Annotated in this window: 14 protein-coding genes; 4 read left to right on the forward strand and 10 right to left on the reverse strand. The window is 70.6% G+C overall.

The features are described from left to right. Nucleotides 1-51: 51 nt before the first annotated feature. Nucleotides 52-5,049, reverse strand: coding sequence for an NAD-glutamate dehydrogenase (locus ACFW9Z_RS29685; protein WP_384645658.1), 4,998 nt, complete (start codon nt 5,047-5,049; stop codon nt 52-54). Nucleotides 5,050-5,489: 440 nt separating this feature from the next. On the opposite strand from ACFW9Z_RS29685, the gene ACFW9Z_RS29690 reads away from it, so the two are divergent. Then, entirely contained in the window at nt 5,490-6,077 is a 588-nt protein-coding gene (locus ACFW9Z_RS29690; RefSeq protein WP_384645659.1) for a DJ-1/PfpI family protein, read from the forward strand. 145 nt (nt 6,078-6,222) lie between these two features. On the opposite strand, the gene ACFW9Z_RS29695 is transcribed toward ACFW9Z_RS29690, so the two are convergent. Together ACFW9Z_RS29695 and ACFW9Z_RS29700 are read right to left on the reverse strand one after the other, a co-directional pair. Further along, entirely contained in the window at nt 6,223-6,900 is a 678-nt protein-coding gene (locus ACFW9Z_RS29695) for an HAD family hydrolase (protein ID WP_384645660.1), read from the reverse strand. A 39-nt stretch (nt 6,901-6,939) separates the two neighbouring features. After that, nucleotides 6,940-7,443: a DUF6912 family protein gene (locus tag ACFW9Z_RS29700; RefSeq protein ID WP_384645661.1), complete on the reverse strand. Its 504-nt coding sequence runs from the start codon at nt 7,441-7,443 to the stop codon at nt 6,940-6,942. A gap of 275 nt (nt 7,444-7,718) precedes the next feature. Here ACFW9Z_RS29700 and ACFW9Z_RS29705 point away from each other — a divergent pair, with 275 nt between their 5' ends. Beyond that, nucleotides 7,719-8,165, forward strand: a complete 447-nt coding sequence (locus ACFW9Z_RS29705) for an Rv3235 family protein (RefSeq protein WP_384645662.1) — start codon at nt 7,719-7,721, stop codon at nt 8,163-8,165. Between the two features lie 68 nt (nt 8,166-8,233). Here ACFW9Z_RS29705 and secA read toward each other — a convergent pair whose 3' ends face one another. Then, entirely contained in the window at nt 8,234-11,056 is a 2,823-nt protein-coding gene (gene secA, locus ACFW9Z_RS29710; RefSeq protein ID WP_384645663.1) for a preprotein translocase subunit SecA, read from the reverse strand. A 239-nt stretch (nt 11,057-11,295) separates the two neighbouring features. Here secA and ACFW9Z_RS29715 point away from each other — a divergent pair, with 239 nt between their 5' ends. Further along, nucleotides 11,296-11,907 carry a GNAT family N-acetyltransferase gene (locus tag ACFW9Z_RS29715; RefSeq protein ID WP_384645664.1) on the forward strand — a complete coding sequence of 204 codons (612 nt, stop codon included), beginning with the start codon at nt 11,296-11,298 and terminating at the stop codon, nt 11,905-11,907. Between the two features lie 55 nt (nt 11,908-11,962). Then, nucleotides 11,963-13,150: a winged helix-turn-helix domain-containing protein gene (locus tag ACFW9Z_RS29720; protein ID WP_384645665.1), complete on the forward strand. Its 1,188-nt coding sequence runs from the start codon at nt 11,963-11,965 to the stop codon at nt 13,148-13,150. An 18-nt stretch (nt 13,151-13,168) separates the two neighbouring features. On the opposite strand, the gene ACFW9Z_RS29725 is transcribed toward ACFW9Z_RS29720, so the two are convergent. The 6 genes from ACFW9Z_RS29725 to mtrA form a co-directional block, all read right to left on the reverse strand. Continuing rightward, a complete protein-coding gene (locus ACFW9Z_RS29725; RefSeq protein ID WP_384645666.1) occupies nt 13,169-13,921 on the reverse strand; it encodes a response regulator in 753 nt (250 codons plus the stop codon). Between the two features lie 185 nt (nt 13,922-14,106). Continuing rightward, on the reverse strand, nt 14,107-14,796 hold the full coding sequence (hpf, locus tag ACFW9Z_RS29730; protein ID WP_384645667.1) for a ribosome hibernation-promoting factor, HPF/YfiA family: 690 nt from the start codon (nt 14,794-14,796) through the stop codon (nt 14,107-14,109). 330 nt (nt 14,797-15,126) lie between these two features. Next, nucleotides 15,127-15,855, reverse strand: coding sequence for a ComF family protein (locus ACFW9Z_RS29735; protein ID WP_384645668.1), 729 nt, complete (start codon nt 15,853-15,855; stop codon nt 15,127-15,129). A 125-nt stretch (nt 15,856-15,980) separates the two neighbouring features. Next, nucleotides 15,981-17,816 (reverse strand): LpqB family beta-propeller domain-containing protein, encoded by a 1,836-nt coding sequence (locus ACFW9Z_RS29740; protein ID WP_384645681.1) that lies wholly within the window; start codon nt 17,814-17,816, stop codon nt 15,981-15,983. Between the two features lie 28 nt (nt 17,817-17,844). Continuing rightward, nucleotides 17,845-19,785 (reverse strand): MtrAB system histidine kinase MtrB, encoded by a 1,941-nt coding sequence (gene mtrB, locus ACFW9Z_RS29745; RefSeq protein WP_384645670.1) that lies wholly within the window; start codon nt 19,783-19,785, stop codon nt 17,845-17,847. A gap of 88 nt (nt 19,786-19,873) precedes the next feature. Beyond that, a complete protein-coding gene (gene mtrA, locus ACFW9Z_RS29750; protein WP_007448372.1) occupies nt 19,874-20,563 on the reverse strand; it encodes a two-component system response regulator MtrA in 690 nt (229 codons plus the stop codon). Nucleotides 20,564-20,565: the final 2 nt, after the last annotated feature.

Below are 20,565 nucleotides of genomic sequence, written 5' to 3' on the forward strand. Positions count from 1 at the left end.
CCCCAAGGGGGCCGGCGCCACCAACGGCACCGGCCCCCACAGACGTACCCCTTACGCGTGCGTACGCAACAACGTCCGCATCGTCCGCATCGCCACCGACAGATTCGCCAGATCGAACGCGTCCGACCCCTGGATCTCCTCCAGCGTCGACCGCGACCGAGCCAGGATCGCCGCGTTCTTCTCCTCCCACGCCCCGAACCGCTCCTCCGGAGTGGCCGCCGCGTCCCCCACGCTCAGCACGTCCGACGTGAGCGCCGCATGCGCCGCGTACAGGTCCTCGCGGATGGAGGCACGGGCCATCGACTGCCAGCGGTCGGCCCGCGGCAGCTCGATGATCCGGTCCATCAGCTGGGTGATCCGCAGCCGGTCCGCGAGGTCGTAGTAGACCTCGGCGACCTCCAGCGGGTCCTTGCCCGTCCGGTCCGCGATGGCGACGATGTCCAGCGCCGGGAAGGCGGAGGAGAACCCGGCGACCCGGACCGCCAGCTCGCTCGGCACGCCCGCCGAGGTCAGCTCGTCCAGGATCGAGTGGTACCAGTCCAGGTCGGCGCCCCGCAGCAGCTTGGGCAGCTCGTTCCAGACCTGCTCGACCCCGTCCCGGAACCCTTCGATGGTCTCCGCGATGGCGACGGGCTGCGGCCGGTTGCCCAGCAGCCAGCGCGAACCGCGCTCGACCAGGCGCCGCGAGTGCAGCCGGATCCGGGTCTGGACGTCGGCGGAGACCTGGTTGTCGAGCGCCTCGACCGCGTCCCACACCCCCGCCAGACCGAAGATCTCGCGGGCCGTGAACTGGGCCCGTACGATCTCCTCGATCGACGCCCCGGTCTCCTCCCGCAGCCGGTGCAGGAAGGTCGAACCGGCGGTGTTCACCGTGTCGTTGACCAGCACCGTCGTGATGATCTCGCGGCGCAGCGCATGCCCGTCGACCGCCTCGGGGAACCGCTCGCGCAGCTGGGTCGGGAAGTAGGCGTGCACGAGCTTCTGGAGGTGCGGGTCGTCGGGGAGGACGGTGGAGATCAGCTCGTCCGCCGTCGTGATCTTGGTGTAGGCGATCAGCACCGCCAGCTCGGGCTGGCTGAGCCCGGTGTCGTTGTTCAGCAGCTCGCGGATCTGCCGGTCGGTGGGCAGGAACTCCAGCGCCCGGTCGAGCGCCCCGTCCCGCTCCAGGCGCCGCATGAAGCGCTGCTGGGCGTGGAGCAGGGAGGGGGCCTGGGCGGAGGCGTTGGAGAGGGCGACGTTCTGCGCGTAGTTGTTGCGCAGGACGAGCGCGCCGACCTCGTCGGTCATCTCGGCGAGCAGCTTGTTGCGCTGCTTGACGGTCATGTCGCCGTCCCGGACCAGACCGTTCAGCAGGATCTTGATGTTCACCTCGTGGTCGGAGGTGTCCACACCGGCGCTGTTGTCGATCGCGTCGGTGTCGATCCGGCCGCCGTGGCGGGCGAACTCGATCCGGCCGAGCTGGGTGGCGCCGAGGTTGCCGCCCTCGCCGACGACCTGGGCCCGCAGGTCCTCGCCGTTGACGCGGATCGCGTCGTTGGCCTTGTCGCCGACATCGGCGTTCGACTCGGAGACGGCCTTGATGTACGTGCCGATGCCGCCGTTCCACAGCAGGTCGACGGGGGCCTTGAGGATGGCCTGCATCAGCTCGGCGGGCGTCATCTTGCTCACCGAGGCGTCGATGCCGAGCGCCTCGCGGATGTGGTTGTTCAGCGGGATCGACTTGGCGCTGCGCGGGTGGATTCCGCCGCCCGCGGAGAGCAGCTCGGTGTTGTAGTCGGCCCAGGAGCTGCGGGGCAGCTCGAAGAGGCGGCGGCGCTCGGCGTACGAGGTCGCCGCGTCCGGAGTGGGGTCGATGAAGATGTGCCGGTGGTCGAAGGCGGCGACCAGGCGGATGTGCTCGGAGAGCAGCATCCCGTTGCCGAACACGTCACCGGACATGTCCCCGACGCCGACGACGGTGAAGTCCTCGGTCTGGGTGTCGTGGCCCAGCTCCCGGAAGTGCCGCTTGACGGACTCCCAGGCACCCCGGGCGGTGATGCCCATGCCCTTGTGGTCGTAACCGGCCGAACCGCCGGAGGCGAACGCGTCCCCGAGCCAGAAGCCGTACGCGACGGCGACCTCGTTGGCGATGTCCGAGAAGCTCGCGGTGCCCTTGTCGGCGGCGACGACGAGGTAGGTGTCGTCCTCGTCGTGGCGGACGACGTCGGCGGGCGGCACGACCTCGCCGGCCACCATGTTGTCGGTGATGTCGAGCAGCGCCGAGATGAAGGTGCGGTAGGCGGCGACTCCCTCGGCGAACCAGGCGTCCCGGTCCACGGACGGGTCCGGGAGCTGCTTGGCGACGAAGCCGCCCTTGGCGCCGACGGGGACGATGACGGTGTTCTTCACCATCTGCGCCTTGACCAGGCCGAGCACCTCCGTACGGAAGTCCTCGCGCCGGTCCGACCAGCGCAGACCGCCGCGAGCGACCTTGCCGAAGCGCAGGTGGACGCCCTCCACACGCGGCGAGTAGACCCAGATCTCGTACGCCGGGCGGGGCGCGGGCAGGTCCGGGATGGCCTGCGGGTCGAACTTCATCGAGACGTACGCGTGCGGAGTGCCGTCGTCCGCCTTCTGGAAGAAGTTGGTGCGCAGGGTCGCCTTGATGACGGTGAGGAAGGACCGCAGGATCCGGTCCTCGTCCAGCGAGGCCACCTGGTCCAGGGCCCCGTCGAGCTCTTCGAGGAGCCCGTCGGTGAGCTCGGTGCCCGCCCGCTGACGGCCCGGCGACATCCGGGCCTCGAAGAGCGAGACGAGCAGCCGGGTGGTGTGGACGTTGTTGCGGAGCGTGGACTCCATGTAGTCCTGGCTGAAGGTCGAACCGGCCTGCCGCAGGTACTTCGCGTAGGCACGCAGCACCACGGCCTGACGCCAGTTCAGCCCGGCGCCCAGGACCAGCGCGTTGAAGCCGTCGTTCTCCGCCTCGCCCCGCCAGACGGCGGCGAACGCCTCCTGGAAGCGGGCGCGGGCATCGTCGGCGAGATGGCCGGTGTGCCCGTCCGCCTGCGGCATCCGCAGCCCGAAGTCGTAGATCCAGGCGTGCGTACGGTCCGCGCAGCGCAGCTCGTACGGCCGCTCGTCGACGACCTCGACACCGAGCTGCTGGAGGGCCGGGAGGACGGCGGAGAGGGAGACCTGCTCGCCGGTCCGGTAGATCTTGAAGCGGCGCTCGCCGGGGCCCGCGCCGACCGGCTCGTACAGGCTGAGGGCGAAGTCCTTCTCGCCCTCCCGGAGGGTTTCGAGGTGGACCAGGTCGGCCACGGCGGCGCGCGGCGAGTGGTCGGCCTTGTACCCCTCGGGGAAGGAGTGGCCGTACAGCCGCTGGAGCTCGGCGGCGCGCTCCTCGCCCAGTTCGGCGTTGAGGGCCTCCCCGAAGCCGTCGGCCCAGGAGCGGGCGGCCGCGACGAGACGGGCCTCGATGCGGTCGGCGTCGGCGTCGGTGAGATGCGGCAGCTCGGTGCCCGGCGGGACCCGGATGACGAAGTGCAGCCGGGAGAGGATCGATTCGGTGTTCCAGGCGGAGAAGTCGACGCTGGTGCCGCCGAGCTCCTCCTTAAGGATGTCGATCAGCCGCAGGCGTACGCCGGTGGTGTAACGGTCGCGCGGCAGGTAGACGATCGCGGAGTAGTAGCGCCCGTACTCGTCCTGGCGCAGGTAGAGCCGGAGCCGACGGCGCTCCTGGAGGTAGAGGACGGAGGTGACGATCGAGCGGAGCTGGTCGACGGGGGTCTGGAACAGCTCGTCGCGCGGGTAGGTCTCCAGGATCTGGAGCAGGTCGCGGCCGTCGTGGCTGTTGTACGAGAAGCCCGCGCCCTCCACCACTTCGGCGACCTTGCGGCGGATGACGGGCACCCGGCGCACGGACTCGGTGTAGGCGGCGGAGGAGAAGAGGCCGAGGAAGCGGCGCTCGCCGACGACGTTGCCCTTGGCGTCGAACTTCTTCACGCCGACGTAGTCGAGGTAGCTGGGGCGGTGCACGGTGGCCCGGCTGTTGGCCTTGGTCAGGACGAGGAGCTTGTGCTCCCGGGCCTTGGCGCGGGCGTCGGCGGGGAGCCGGTCGAAGGACGGGCTGACCGGGTGGTCCTCGTCCACGCTGTGCTGCGGGTCGGAGCGCAGGATGCCGAGGCCGGTGCCGGGTACGGCGGCGAGCGCGTCGCTGTCCTTGAGCTCGTACTCGCGGTAGCCGAGGAAGGTGAAGTGGTCGGCGGCCAGCCAGCGCAGCAGTTCGCGGGCCTCCTCGACCTCCTCGTCGCCGAGGTCGTCCAGCGGCTCGCCGGGCAGGTCGTCGGCGATCCGGAGGGCGGCGTCGCGCATCTTCCCCCAGTCCTCGACGGCCTCGCGTACGTCGGACAGGACGCGGCGCAGGTCGGCGGTGATCTGCTGGAGGTCGGCGCGGTCGGTCTCGCGGTCGATCTCGACGTGGATCCAGGACTCGACGAGCGCGTCGTGCGGCAGCTCGGCCCGGGCGTCCCGGCGGCCCTTGGCGGTCCTCGGGGTGCCGGGGCCGCCGGAGAGAACCTCGATGAGCTTGCCGGTGACATCGCGGCGGACGGTGACCTGCGGGTGGATCACGACATGGATGCCGCGGCCCTGCCGGGACAGCTCGTTGGTGACGGAGTCCACCAGGAACGGCATGTCGTCGGTGACCACCTCGACGACGGAGTGGCTGCAGGTCCAGCCGTTCTCCTCGACGGTCGGGGTGTGCACGCGGACGTTGGCGGTGCCCTGCGGACGGTTCTCGGCCAGCCGGTAGTGCGAGGCGGCGGCCCCGTACACGTCGTCCGGCTCACGGTCCTTGATGTCCTCGGGAGCCGTATGCAGGTAGTAGCGCTGAAGGTAGGCGAGCACCGTGTCCTGACCCGGACGGGCGTCCTCGTCGGCCCCGGCGGCGGCGACCCGCACCCGGGGGGTACCGCCCGGGCCACCGACACCACCGCCCGGGCTGTTGTCAGCTACCTGGGCAGCCCGTGCGAGCAGCTCGGCCTTGGCTTCGTCCAGCTTGGTCTGCATGTCCTCTGGCTCCTGTCGCGCGCCGTTGCGTGACGTAGGTGAGAAAAACGACGTACCGCCACGACACGGGGTTTCCGGTCTGGGTCGACGCTATGCCGCTTCGAGAGTCACCCGGGACCACATGGGCCGTTTGTGTCGGCCGGTCCTGGGTCGGGAGATCGCGGATCGCCCGGGTGCGGTGGCACTCCGGGCGGCGGCCGGGGGCTTCGCTGCCCCCGAGGCGTATCGCGCTGATCACGGCACCAGGCTATCGCCCCTGCACCCCGCCCCGTCATGAGCTGCTTGTGTACAAAAGAAGACATCGAACTTTGACACTTCGGACAGTGCGGCGCTTTGTGCCGACACACTGGCTCCTCCTTTGGCGAAGGCGCGAAACCGGGGGCAACCTGTCCATAGGCCGGAGGCAACCCTGTCCATGGAGCCCGGCCGAGGAGCGCACGATGCCCGAGAAGATCCTCATCGTCACCGGGGACGCCGCCGAGTCCCTCGAAGTGCTCTACCCCTACCAGCGGCTGCTGGAGGAGGGGTACGAGGTCGACATCGCGGCCCCCGAACGCAAGACGCTGCGCTTCGTGGTCCATGACTTCGAGCCCGGCTACGACACGTACACGGAGAAACCCGGCTACACCCTCCCCGCCGACCTGGCCTTCTCCGAGGTGGACCCGGGGGCCTACCTCGCCCTGGTGATCCCCGGCGGCCGGGCCCCGGAGTACCTCCGCAACAACGCCGAACTGCGCAAGATCATCGGAGCCTTCTTCTCCGCGGACCGCCCGGTCGCCCAGATCTGCCACGGCCCCCTGATCACCGCCGCCACGGGCAACCTCAGCGGCCGCCGCGTCACGGCGTACCCCGCGCTGGAACCGGACATGCAGAGCGCGGGGGCCACCTTCCAGGACACGGAGGCGGTGGTGGACGGCCCCGTGGTCTCGTCCCGAGCCTGGCCGGACCACCCGGCCTGGATGCGCGAGTTCCTACGGGTACTACGCACCCACTCCAGCCCAACCACATCCAGCCCGTCCGGCGCTTGAGGACGTCTTTTGAGCCGCACGGCTGATCCGGCCCGCCGGACTGACCCGGCCCGCCCGGCCAGAACCAGCCCGTCCGGCGCTTGAGGACCGGGGCCCGGGGCAGCGCCCCGAATCCCGCAGCGCGGGCCCCTCACCACCGCCCCCGCTACGCGGAAAACGTCTCCGCCAACGCCACCGCCTCCCCCAGGCTGTCCACCACCGGCACCCCCGCAGCCAGCAGGCTGCTCCGGCTGTGCGACCCCCCGGTGTACAGCACCGCCCGCGCCCCCACATGCGCCGCGGCCACCGCGTCGTCCACCGCGTCCCCGATGACCACCGAGTTCTCCGGGGATATCCCGCCCACCCCGGCCAGCGCCTCGAAGTGCCGCTCCATGTGGAGCGCCTTGCTCCCGCCCGACGGCCCCGTCCGCCCGTCCACGCGGACGAACCGCGGCTCGATCCCGTACCCCCGCACCACCGGCACGAGGTGCTCGTGCCCGTACATGCTCAGGATCGACTGGCTGTGCCCGGCCAGCTGCCACTGCGCGAGCAGGTCCTCCGCCCCGGCGGTGAGCCCGCAGGCGACCCGGCGCTCCGCGTAGTACCGGTGGAAGATGTCGTCCATCCGCTCCCACTCGGCCTCGGTGGGCAGTCGGCCAAGGAGCCGCTCGTAGAAGCGGGGTATGGGCACGCAGTACATCTCCCGGTACTGCTCCAGCGTGAGCGGCGCCAGCTCCACCTCGGCGAACGCGGCGTTCGTCGCGTGGATGACGGCGTGGATGTCGTCGAGCAGCGTGCCGTTCCAGTCCCAGACCAGATGCGTGCGTGTCTTCCCGGGTGTCATACAGAAAACGTACCCGCAGGATCTGACAACGCCGAGGCCTCAGCCGATGAGCTGCGGAATCTCCTGCACACCGAACCAGAGCAGCTCGTGGTCCTCCGCCCCGTCCACCGTGAACTGCGCGTCGTCGTCACCGAGGTCCGCCGCGCCCAGCGCCGCCGCCGCGGCCACGTCCTTCTCGGCCTCGTCGGCGTCCACGTGCACCGCGGCCGCCTTGGCCAGCGGCAGCGCGGCGGCGATGCGCACCTCGCCGAGCGAGGCCGCGCTCAGCCCGTGGTCGGGGTCGGCGGTGGCGGCCCCGTCGGGAACGTCGACGGCGACGACGATCCGCCGCCGGGGCTCGTCCGGGTTCCCGGCGATCAGACGGAGCGAGGCGGCGGCGGCCCGGCTGAGCGCCGCGTACTCCAGCTCCTCGATGTCGTCGGAGACGTACCACTCGCGCAGCCCGGGCGTCACCGCGTAGGCCGTCAGCGGCCCCGGGCCGACCTCGCCGCCCGCGTGCGCCGCTGCGAGACCGGAGAGGGTCAGGGGGACGTACACGCGCATGGCAGGCCGCTTTCGTAGTCGGAGACGCCTTCAGGATACGTGGGGGCCGTCCCCTTTCGGGTTTCGGCAACCGGGGCCCGTGTCCACCCGCGGCGCCCCGTCACCCCCGCGTCGGCCCTTGCGGCACAAGGGCCACACCCCGGATAGGTGAATCCTCCCGGGCCCCTGACCGGGCACGGGAGCCCCTTGCGGTGTTGTCGGGCGTCCCCGTAGAAGATCCCCAGCACAAGTTACCGCCCGGTATTCACCGGGCCCGGTTCACGGGGGCGATGAACATGAGCACGGACAGCACGAGGCCCGTCGGCCGACGCGACCAGCGCAGGCCCGGAGCCGTACCTCCCCAGCGGTCCCGGCGGCTCCAGCCGCACCGCCCGCCCCGACCCCACCAGTGGTTCGCCGAACGGCTGCTCGCGGTCCTCAGCGGCCAGCGCCCGGTCCACTGGATGCTCGGCCACACCATCGGCGACGCCTACGACCAGCTCGCCGAACTGGCCCCCAGCACCCCGCTCGGGGCCGCCCGGGGAGCCCGCCCGGTCCTGCGCCACTGCCATGGCGCCCAGCCCGCCACCGGGGTCGTCGAGGCGTTTGCCAGCATCACGGCGGGCGACCGGGTGCGGGCCATGGCCTTCCGCCTGGAACAGGGCCCCGACCAGCGCTGGCGCTGCGCGGCCGTGGAACTGGGCGGCGAACGCCTCACCGCCGGGCACCCGGGCCCCCGGTGACCCCCACGACGCGGCCGGGGCCGGACACCCAGTGGTGTCCGGCCCCGGCCGGTGTGGCGCCGCTGGCGCTACTTCTTGCGACGGCGCCCGCCGCCACCGCCACTGCTCCGCTGCGCCTTCCGGCGCTCGGCACGCGTCATGCCGTCCGAGGAGCCCGACCGCGCACTGTCGCCGGTGGCGAAGTCGCCCTCGACGACACCGCCCTCGCCGTCCACCGTGGGAGCGGAGAAGTGCAGCCGGTCCGGACGCTGCGGGGCCTCCAGGCCCTTGGCGCGGATCTCCGGACGGGCGGCGGGAGCGCCCTCCTTGGCGAGCGAGGTGCGCTCGGCCGCGTCCTGCACGGGAACCTCTTCGACCTGCTGCTCGACCTGGACCTCCAGGTTGAACAGGTAGCCGACGGACTCCTCCTTGATGCCCTCCATCATGGCGTTGAACATGTCGAAGCCCTCGCGCTGGTACTCGACCAGCGGGTCCTTCTGCGCCATGGCCCGCAGACCGATGCCCTCCTGGAGATAGTCCATCTCGTAGAGGTGCTCGCGCCACTTGCGGTCCAGCACGGAGAGGACCACGCGCCGCTCCAGCTCACGCATGATGTCGGAGCCGAGGGTCTTCTCGCGCTCCTCGTACTGCTCGTGGATGTCGTTCTTGACCGACTCGGCGATGAACTCGGCGGTGACGCCCGCCAGGTCCCCGGCCGCCTCCTCCAGCTCGTCGACGGTGACCTTGACCGGGTAGAGCTGCTTGAAGGCACCCCACAGCCGGTCCAGGTCCCACTCCTCGGCGAAGCCCTCGGAGGTCTCCTGCCGGATGTAGTCGTCGATCGTGTCGTCCATGAAGTGCCGGATCTGGTCTTGGAGGTCCTCGCCCTCCAGAACGCGGCGGCGCTCACCGTAGATGACCTCGCGCTGCCGGTTGAGCACCTCGTCGTACTTCAGGACGTTCTTACGCGTCTCGAAGTTCTGCTGCTCGACCTGCGACTGGGCGGAGGCGATGGCACGGGTGACCATCTTGTTCTCGATCGGCACGTCGTCCGGGACGTTCGCCATCGACATGACGCGCTCGACCATCTGGGCCTTGAACAGGCGCATCAGGTCATCGCCCAGCGACAGGTAGAAGCGGGACTCGCCCGGGTCGCCCTGACGGCCGGAACGACCGCGCAGCTGGTTGTCGATACGGCGCGACTCGTGCCGCTCCGTGCCGAGCACGTACAGCCCGCCGAGCTCCTTGACCTCTTCGAACTCCGCCTTGACGGCCAGCTCGGCCGACTCCAGCGCGGCGGGCAGCGCGGCCGCCCACTCCTCGACGTTCTCCACCGGGTCGAGGCCGCGCTGGCGCAGCTCCGCCTCGGCGAGGTCGTCCGGGTTGCCGCCGAGCTTGATGTCGGTGCCTCGGCCGGCCATGTTCGTGGCGACCGTGACCGCGCCCTTGCGGCCGGCCTGGGCGACGATCGTCGCCTCCCGGTCGTGCTGCTTGGCGTTGAGGACCTCGTGCTGGACACCGCGCTTGGAGAGCTGCTGCGAAAGGTACTCGGACTTCTCGACCGAGGTGGTGCCGACCAGGATCGGCTGCCCCTTCTCGTGCTTCTCGGCGATGTCGTCGACGACCGCGGCGAACTTGGCGACCTCGGTGCGGTAGATCAGGTCCGACTGGTCGGCCCGGACCATCGGCCGGTTCGTCGGGATCGGCACCACGCCGAGCTTGTAGATCTGCTGGAACTCGGCGGCCTCGGTCATCGCCGTACCGGTCATGCCGGAGAGCTTGTCGTAGAGGCGGAAGAAGTTCTGCAGGGTGATCGTGGCGAGGGTCTGGTTCTCGTCCTTGATGTCCACCCCTTCCTTCGCCTCGATCGCCTGGTGCATGCCCTCGTTGTAGCGGCGGCCGGCGAGGATACGGCCGGTGTGCTCGTCGACGATCATGACCTCGCCGTCGATGACGACGTAGTCCTTGTCCTTCTTGAACAGTTCCTTCGCCTTGATGGCGTTGTTCAGATAGCCGACGAGCGGGGTGTTGACCGACTCGTAGAGGTTGTCGATGCCGAGCCAGTCCTCGACCTTGGCGACACCGGGCTCATGGATGGCCACGGTCCGCTTCTTCTCGTCGACCTCGTAGTCGCCGGTCTCCTCGATGCCCTTGAGCTGGTTGCCCGCCTCGCCCTTGGTGAGACGCGTGACCAGCTTGGCGAAGTCGCCGTACCACTTGGTGGCCTGGTCGGCCGGGCCGGAGATGATCAGCGGCGTACGGGCCTCGTCGACCAGGATCGAGTCGACCTCGTCGACCACGGCGAAGTTGTGGCCGCGCTGGACGAGCTCGTCCTTGGACCACGCCATGTTGTCGCGGAGGTAGTCGAAACCGAACTCGTTGTTCGTGCCGTACGTGATGTCGCAGGCGTACTGCTCGCGGCGCTGCGCCGGCGTCATGTTGGAGACGATGCAGCCGACGGTCAGGCCCAGGAACTTGTGGACCCGGCCCATGAGCTCGGAGTCGCGCTGGGCGAGGTAGTCGTTGACCGTGATCAGGTGCACGCCCTTGCCGGAGAGCGCGTTGAGATACGCGGGCAGGGTGCCGACGAGGGTCTTGCCCTCACCGGTCTTCATCTCGGCCACATAGCCGAGGTGCAGGGCGGTGCCACCCATGATCTGTACGTCGTAGTGGCGCTGTCCGAGGACGCGCTTGGCGGCCTCGCGAATCGTGGCGAACGCCTCGGGGAGCAGGTCGTCCAGGCTCTCGCCGTCCGCGTACCGTTCCTTGTACTCGTCGGTGAGCGCCCGCAGCTCGGCGTCGGAGAGGTTGACGAAGTCCTCTTCGATGGAGCTGACCTGGTCCGCGATGCGGTGCAGTTTGCGCAGGATCTTGCCTTCGCCTGCACGCATGAGCTTGTTGAAGACGGACACTGAGGCTGGTCTCCTTGCCGGTCGGGCCTGGCACTGGTCGTGTGATGGACTCTGGCGCGGGCACGGCAGGTGGGCCCCACCGCAACGGCCATCGTAAGCGAGGACACCACCGCGTCGGGAGGGCTGCCGCCGCGTGGACCTCGCCGCACCCTCTACGGACAACGGACGAGAGGCGCGGAAGGTGCCGGGAAGCCCCGAAAGTGCTCGCATCGCGCGTTCCCGCTCACCAGAATCACTGTATGGAGCCGATCACTCTCACCACGCGACGCCTTCTTCTGCGGCCGTTCGGCCCGCAGGACACCTACAAGGTGCACGCGGCCTGCCAGGACCCGGACATCCAGCGCTGGACGGTGATCCCCTCCCCGTACCGGCTCACCGACGCGGAGCTGTTCACCGCGACCCTCGCCCCGGGCGGCTGGCGGGACGACTCCTCGTACAGCTTCGCCCTGGCGCTGCGCGAGACCGGGACGCTCGTCGGGGCGCTCGGCATCGACCGCCGCAGCAGACCCGGGACGTACGAGGTCGGCTACTGGTCCAGCAAGGAGCACCGCGGTCGCGGGTACGTCACCGAGGCGGTCCTCGGCTCCGCCCGCTGGGCCTTCTCCTCTCTCGGGGCGGACCGGCTGGAGTGGCGGGCCGAGATCGGCAACCTGGCCTCGCGAGCGGTCGCCCTGCGGGCGGGGTTCCGGCTGGAGGGTGAGCAGCGGTCCGGGCTGCTCAACAAGGGGGTGCGGCGCGACGCCTGGACGGCGGCGCTGCTCCCGTCCGACCTGGGGCTCCCCGGCGCCCGTCCCTACCTCCCCGAGCAGCACTCCGAGCGGCCCGGCACCGCCCCGGACTCCGCGCGGTGAGGCGGCGCCGGGATTCCCTCCTCCGCTGTCAGTGGTGCCGTCTAGGGTTCGACGTATGACGCCTGTGCCTCCTCCCGCAGTCGAACTCTCCGCCGACCAGGCCCGCCGCATAGCCCTGCGCGCCCAGGGCTTCCTGGGGGCGCCGGACCGCCGGGCGGGGGTGCCCGGGGTGCTGCGCCACCTCGGGGCCGTCCAGCTGGACACCATCTCGGTGCTGGCCCGCTCGCACGAGCTGATCCCCTACGCCCGGCTCGGCGCGGTCGGCCGCCGCACGGTGGAGGAGGCGTATTGGTCGGGCGGCCGCTCCTTCGAGTACTGGTCGCACGCCGCGTGCATCCTGCCCGTCGAGGAGTGGCCGCACTTCGCGTTCCGCCGCCGCGCCTACCGCTCCCGCCCGCACTGGCACCACGACCTCCCCGACGGCGTGTACGACACGGTGATCAAACAGCTGCGCGCCGACGGCCCGTTGACGGCGACCGAGCTCGGCGGCGCGAAGAACGGCGGGGAGTGGTGGGACTGGTCGGCCTCCAAGGTCGCCGTCGAACGGGCCCTGATGTACGGCGAGGTGGTCTGCACCGAGCGGCGCGGCTGGAAGCGGGTCTACGACCTGGCGGAGCGGGCCATTCCGGACGCCGTGCTCCACGACGACCTGAGCGACACCGAGTGCCGACGGCGGCTGGTCGCACTGGCGGGCAAGTCGCTGGGGGTCGGCACCCGCAGCGACATCGCGGACTACCACCGGCTGCGGGGCGAGGAGTTCGACGCGGTGGTGGCGGACTCGGGGCTGGTGCCGGTGGTGGTGGAGGGCTGGGCCAAGCCCGCCTGGGCGGACCCCGAGGCGCTGGCCTCGGAGCCGCGTGGACGCCACCGTACGACGCTGCTGTCCCCGTTCGACTCGCTGGTGTGGGAGCGGGCGCGGACCGAGCGGATCTTCGGCTTCACGCACCGGCTGGAGGCGTACGTCCCCAAGCAGAAGCGGGTCCACGGCTACTTCGCGATGCCGCTGCTGGCGGGCGGAAAGCTCCAGGGCCGCGTCGACCCGGCGCGCGAGGGCACCACGCTGGTCGCCCGGCAGGCGTCCCTGGCCGGTCCGAAGGCGGTGGTCCCGATGGCCGAGGCCCTGGTGGAGGCGGCGGCCTGGGTGGGCTGTACGGACATCCGACTGGAGCGGATCGACGCCCCGGAGCTGCGCGACCCGCTCAGGGACGAGATCGGCCGGGCTCTCCAGCGGGCCTACCGCTGAGGGGCCGGGCCGCAGCGGCTACCTGATCTCCAGGATCTTCTCCCGCATGGCATAGACCACGGCTTCCATGCGGGAGTGCAGCTGCAGTTTCTCCAGGATATTGCGGACGTGGTTCTTCACCGTGTTCTCGGAAATGAACAGCTCCTTGGCGATATCCCGGTTGTTCATGCCGGTCGCCACGAGTTTGAGGACTTCCAGTTCCCGCTCGGTGAGCCGGGGGGCGGGGACGAGCCGCCGCTCGTCGGTGCGCTGGATCATCGATTTGAACTCGGTGAGCAGCTTGGAGGCCATGGAGGGGCTGATCTGGGACTGCCCGTCGGCGACGGCGCGAATGGCCGTCGCGACCTCGTCGGTGGAGATCTCCTTGAGGAGGTATCCGGTGGCGCCCGCCTTGATCGCGTCGTAGAGGTCGGCCTCCTCGTCGCTGATCGTCAGCATGATGATCTTCGCGCTGGGGGCCACCTCCTTGATGGAGGTACAGGCTTCGATGCCACCGCGTTTGGGCATCCGCACATCCATCAGAATGATGTCGGGCAGCAGGTCGGCGGCCTTGTCGACCGCCTCCGAACCGTCCCCGGCCTCGCCGACGACCTGGATGTCCTCCTCCTGCGCGAGAACGATCTCCAGGCCCCTGCGGAAGAGCGCGTGGTCATCGACCACGAGGACCCGGATGGGCTCCTTGCGCGGCGTTCCGTCCGGGTCGCCGCCGGTATGGGCACCGCCGTCGTCGGAACCACTCGCATCGCGCACGGGCCCGAAGGTGTCCACCATCGTTCCTCCCCCTGAAGGCCACGGCCTGATAGTCATCAGTCGTCCGCCAACGGCGTTTCACCGAACCCCGATTGGCTTGGAACGCCATGATTCCATGCCGGGACGCCCAAGCGACGATCCTGTGCTCCCGCACAGGTGCCCCCGGTGGCGTGAAAACGCTCCGGGGGCACCGAGGCGGTGTGGTGTCAGCCGCCGAGCGCACCACCCGCGCCGCCTGCTTCGTCAGCGGCGAGCGGGTCGGTCCTCAGGTGGATGACACCGTAGTCATAGGCGTGCCGCCGGTAGACGACACTGGGCTCCTTCGTCTCGGAGTCGACGAACAAGTAGAAGTCGTGCCCGACCAGTTCCATCTCGTAGAGCGCCTGGTCGAGCGCCATGGGTGCGGCGGTGTGGGTCTTCTCGCGCATCACGAGAGGCCCTTCGCCCTGCACCTCGATCGATCCGACCTTCGTGGTCGGTACGGGTTCCGACGGCTGCTCGCCGACCAGTTCGCCGTCCTCGTCGAACGAGGCGACACCCGGCACCACGTCCCCGACCTCGGCCGCCGTCAGACGGCCGTTGCCCCGGCGGCTGTAGCGCTTGTCGTGCTGCTTGCGCAGCCGGGCCTCCAGCTTTCCGGTGGCCAGGTCGAGCGCTGCGTAGGGGTCGCCCGCCGCCGCTTCCGCCCGGATGACCGGGCCGCGCGAGCGGAGCGTGATCTCCACCCGGTCGGAACGGTCGGCCTGACGAGGATTCGGCTCCTTGGACACCTCGACGTCGAGGCTGATCACCTTGCCGTCGAACTTCTGGATCTTGTCCAGCTTCAGCTTCTCGGCCACGTGCTTGCGGAACCGCTCGGGCACCTCGGTCTTGCGGCCCTTGACGACGATGTCCACGCAGAACTCCGTTCCCGGATCGCCCCGCTTCGACGGCGGGGCATCTCCCTTTTGCACCAGCCCCCGGTGATCCCCAGGGGCCTCGGACTCGGTGACTTTCGCCTCCTCCTCCCCCGTCGGAGAGGTCACTACCCCACCGGCTCTATCTCTTCCGGTCCATCGGTGAGTTACCTGCCCGAAACCTCAAGGTGCATTCATCGAGGTTCGGCCTTCACCGCTCCTCACAACTGAACATAGCCTGCGCACCGGGGTATCGGCACCCGCTACCGGCACTTACCTCCGTTCAGGGGGTTTTGCCCTCTCATTACCTGCAACGATGCAAGTTCTCGGTCAGTTCCGGTTTATTTCGAAGGCGGACGGAGAAGCGGACACGACCGCCGCCGTGCACGTGCCGCTCCCGGCGGGGCCCCGGCCGCCCCCGAGCGCCTCGGTGACGGCCCGCGCCGCCTCGGCCAGCGTCGAGCCCGTCGTCAACAGATCGTCCACCAGGACCACCCTCCCGTGGACGAGGAGCCGCTCTCCCCCGGTGACCACTTCCAGCGCCCCGGCGAGGTTCAGCCGCCGCCGGTGCGCCCCGAGCCCCGACTGATCGGCGACCGCGCGGCGCTGCCGCAGGACCGGGAGCACCCGCACCGGCCGGCCCGAGCGCCGCAGCTCCCCCGCCGCCGCCCGGGCGATCCTGCGCACCGGATCATGGCCGCGCGCCGCGGTCGCCGAGCGCGCGGAGGGGACGGGCACCAGCAGCAGGGGCCCCACGGCTCCCATCCGCCCCGTCCCGGCCCGTACAGCGGCCGCCAGGGCCCGTCCGAGGGGTCCGGTGAGCCCGAGTGCCCCGCGCTCCTTGTGGGCCAGCAGCACGGCACGTACGGCGTTCTCGTAGGGGGCCGCCGCATGGACCGCCGGCAGCCCCGCGGGCCGGGGCGAGGGGCGCACACGGCGGGGCGGGGCGCCGCTCAGCGCGGCCCCGCACGCCGCGCACAGCTCCGTACGCGGTCTGCCGCAGCCCGCACAGGACACCGGCAGGACCAGGCCGGAGACCTCCCGCCACCAATCCCTCACGGCTCCACTGTGCCCGGCCCCCGGGAACCGGACCACCCCTGTGGAAAACCCTGCGGACGATGGAAAGTCCTCCGGACGGTGGAAGCCCACGGACGGTGGAGGCCTCCGGACGGGGAAGCGCCGGATCAGCCCGGGTAGACCAGCGAGGTGCCCTCTTCGAAGACCGTCTGCCAGTTGTCCCCGGGCGAGAGCTTCACTATGCCGTCGCCCTCGGTCTCCGCCATCAGCGGCAGCAGCTCGTCGTCCGCAGCGGCCACCGCGCGGACCTGGTTGACACCGGGCAGCACCCCGGAGGCTCCGGAGGACGGCGTGGAACCGTCCGCCTGCACGTACCGCACCTGCTGGACGCCGCCCGCCTCCTTGCCGACCACCACGAGGCGGCTACGGCCCGACCAGGAGATGGCCGACACGTCCGTGAGCTGCGGCGCGGCCTGACGCAGTTCCTCGACCGAGATCTCGGGCGCCACGTCGGTCCCGCGCCGCTCCACCCGGCCGATCTTCAGCGTCGTACGCCCGTCCTCCTTCACCAGCAGGGCGATCCGCACCCCGTCGGCCGACAGCCGCAGCTCCTCGATCCGCCCGCCGCCCAGGCCCGGGACGCGAACCTGCTGCGGCTCGCCCTCCCCCTTGACCAGCCGCAGCAGCCGCGGGCCCGCCAGATCGCGGTCGGCGACCCACAGGTCACCGCGCCCGTCCCAGCTCGGCGCGGACAGCCGGTCGGCCGCCTTCTTCGCGGTGCTGGTCACGACGGGGTCGGGCAGCGCGCCCTCCTCGTCCAGGGAGGCGACGTGGAGGTTCTGCCCGTCGGCCGAGACGGCGGCGGCCCGCTGCTCGTCCCGGGCCACGCCGACGGCACCCATCACCACCGTGCCGACGCCGAGCGGGCCGTGGACCGCCTCGGGGACGCCGCTGCCCCCGGTGGCGCCGGAGATCCGCTGGACCCTGCCCTTGGCGTCGATGAAGTACTGGCTGTCGGGCCCGTCGGACCCGCTGTCGGAGGAGAACTTCGCCGCCTCGTCCGCGTCCAGCGCGCAGAGCCGGCCCCGTGCGCCCTCCAGCTCCACCTGCTCGACCCGCGCGGAGGTGAGGTCCTTCAGGGTGAAGAGCACCTGGGCGGCCATCATCCGGCAGGCCGTCCGGCCCGCCTTGTCGGCCTTGCCGTTGAGCGGCACCTTCAGCACGTTCTGGTCGTCGGGGGCCAGCGCGACGACGTCCTTGCGCAGGGCGGTCCCGGTGGGGAACCGGGAGTCGACCACGGGCCGCAGCCAGTTCGTCGGCCCCTCCAGCAGCGTCCTGACCGTCTGCGTGGCCGTACTCATCCGGGTGACCGGGTCGGTTCCATTGCGTACGTAGACGGGGTCGGCCACGAGCGTCGGCTGCTCGTTCGTCCGGCCGGTGGCGTAGTAGTACTTGTTCACCGAACGGTAGAGCCGCTTGAAGTCGGACTGACCGAGGACCAGGCCGTCGGGCACGACGTCGATGCGCCACTCGCTCTTCCCGTCCGGCCCCTTCTCCCGCACCAGGTGCAGCATCTGGGAGTAGTCGGTGGGGGCGAGCGGCTGGTAGGAGCTCTGGGCGTCGACCGCCGCCACCTTCTCGCCGGTCAGCGTGTAGGAGGTCTCGTCGTCCCGGCGGTCATCGTCGTGGAGCAGGGGCCCGCCGCGATTGGGGGCCTGGACGAGCACCGTGGTGCCCTCGCTGGGCTGCCAGGTCTTGGCCGCCTCCGCGCTCAGGTACTTGCGCGTGGTCCGGAAACCGGGGTCGTCGCTGGTCATCGACTCCAGGAAGCCGTCGACGATCTCGCTGGGCGCCGCGCCCTCACGGGGCTCCACCGCATACACCTGCACCTGGGAGTCCCCCGGCTGCGAGGCGTCGACGGCCTTGACGTCCCCGGTCACCGGCATCGACCCGCAGCCGGCGAGCACGATGACGGAGCAGCCGAGCAGCGCGGTCAGCCGCACGCCGCGTCCGGGCCCACCACGACGGCGGTCAGTACCCACGAGTGGTGTCCTCCTGGTCGGAATCCTGCGTCGGCAGACCTGCGCCGCCGGAACGCTCCGGGGCCGGGCGTGCCACCACACGGGCCCCGTTGCCGGGCAGCGCGGCCGGGTGCACCGAGGCGGGTGCGGGGTGCGGCACCGAGACGGCGCACCCCGGCACGGCCAGCGGCGAGCGCTCCACCGCCCCGGACTGGTTCGGTACGGACACCAGCCGGTTCTCGCCCGTCGGCGCCTCGCCGCGCTCCCGGTCCTCCCGGTTGCGCCGCGAGTCCTCGGGCTCCAGCGGTATCGGCGAACCGCGCAGCGGCTCGTCCGCCGTACGCGGCAGGGTCAGCCGGAACTGCGACCCGCCCCCGGGCTCGCCCCACGCCTGGAGCCAGCCGCCGTGCAGCCGCGCGTCCTCGACGGCGATCGAGAGACCGAGGCCGGTCCCGCCGGTCGTACGGGCGCGCGCCGGGTCGGCACGCCAGAACCGGTTGAAGACGCGGGTCGCCTCGCCGGGCTTGAGCCCGACCCCGTAGTCCCGTACGGCCACGGCGACCGCGCCCTGCGCCACGCCCATCCGCACGACGACGTCCTGGCCCTCACCGTGCTCGACGGCGTTGACCACGAGATTGCGCAGCACCCGCTCGACACGGCGGGCGTCCGCCTCGGCGATCACCGGCTGGTCGTCGCCGACGACGAGGATCCGGGTGCCCTTGCGCTCGGCGAGCGGTTCGGCGCCGCCGATCACCCGGTGCACCACGGTCCGCAGGTCTATCGGCTCGGCCTCCAGTGCGGCCGCGCCCGCGTCGAACCGGCTGATCTCCAGCAGGTCCGAGAGCAGCGACTCGAAGCGGTCGAGCTGGTCGCCGAGCAGTTCGGCGGAGCGGGCGGTGACGGGATCGAAGTCGGCGCGCGCCTCATGGATGACGTCGGCGGCCATCCGGACGGTCGTGAGCGGGGTCCTCAGCTCGTGCGAGACGTCGGAGACGAAGCGCCGCTGCATCCGGGAGAGCTCCTCCAGCTGCTGGATCTTCAGCTGGAGGTTCTGCGCCATCTTGTTGAAGGCCTCACCGAGCCGGGCGATGTCGTCCTCGCCGGTGACCTTCATCCGTTCCTGGAGCTTCCCGGCGGAGAGCCGCTCGGCGATACCGGCCGCCATCCGCACCGGGGTGACGACCTGCCGCACCACGAACCAGGCGATGGCTCCGAGCAGCACGACGACGAAGAGGCCGGCGGTGGCCAGGGTCGTCTTGACCAGCGTCAGGGACTTCTCCTCCTGCGTGAGCGGGAAGAGGTAGTAGAGCTCGTAGGACTGCTGGTCGATGTCGTAGAGCCGCTTGCCGACGACGAGGCCCGGCTGGGACTCATTGCCGTTGGAGTACCGGATCAGGGAGTACGTCTGGAACGCCCCCTGTCCCTTGCCCACGTCCTGGCGCAGCCGCTCGGGCACACTGGCCGCCTCGACGCTGCCCGAACCACGCGGGGCACGGCTGCCCGCGCCCTCGCCCACCGAGTCCGCACTGAGCGCGACCACGTTGAAGGCGTTCTTGCCGCCACTGGCGAGCTGGTCGACGAGCTCGGTGCGCCACGAGGTACTGGCGGTCTTGCCGTCGGGCCCGTCGCCTCCCTGCCCGCCCGGGGCCAGGGAGGCGTTCGCCCTCTCCTGGGCCGCGGCGAAACCACCGGCGGCCTGGGTCTGGGCGGCCTTGCCCTTCGCGTCGAGCAGCCCGTTGCGGACCTGCCCGATCACGACGAAGCCGAGCAACAGCACCACGGCGATCGACATCAGCAGCGTGCCCGCGACCACACGGAGCTGCAGATTGCGCCGCCACAACCGCACGGCGGGCAGCAACGGACGGCGCACCCACCGCATCAGCAGACGCGGTACGGGCCCGCCGGGCGTCCGGTCCTCAAACAACCGGCCGCCCCACAGGAAACGGCTCATACGAGAAGCCTTCCGTCCCGGACCGGCAGCCCGCTCCGCACGGACTCCCGGCTCCCCGGGGATCGGAGCAGCGCTGCCCTCGGCCATGTCAGCTCGGCCCGGCCTTGTAACCGACCCCACGGACGGTCACCACGATCTCCGGCCGCTCCGGGTCCTTCTCGACCTTGGAGCGCAGCCGCTGGACGTGCACGTTCACCAGCCGGGTGTCCGCCGCGTGGCGGTAGCCCCAGACCTGCTCCAGCAGGACCTCACGGGTGAAGACCTGCCACGGCTTGCGGGCGAGGGCGACCAGCAGGTCGAACTCCAGCGGGGTCAGGGCGATGGACTGCCCCTCCCGCTTCACGGAGTGACCGGCCACGTCGATGACCAGGTCACCGATGGTCAGCTGCTCCGGCGCGGGCTCTTCGGACCGCCGCAGGCGTGCCCTGATCCGGGCGACCAACTCCTTAGGTTTGAACGGCTTGACGATGTAGTCGTCGGCCCCTGATTCCAGGCCGACCACGACATCGACGGTGTCGCTCTTGGCAGTGAGCATGACGATCGGCACACCGGACTCGGCCCTGATCAGCCTGCACACCTCGATGCCGTCCCTTCCGGGCAGCATGAGGTCGAGCAGCACCAGGTCCGGCTTGGCCTCACGAAATGCGGCCAGTGCCTTGTCGCCGTCCGCTACGAACGACGGCTCGAAACCTTCTCCACGCAGCACAATCCCGAGCATCTCGGCCAGTGCGGTGTCGTCGTCGACGACAAGGACGCGTCCCTTCATAATCGACATCATCC

Origin of the sequence: Streptomyces sp. NPDC059452 (genome assembly GCF_042750035.1) — a bacterium.
Classification (GTDB): domain Bacteria; phylum Actinomycetota; class Actinomycetes; order Streptomycetales; family Streptomycetaceae; genus Streptomyces.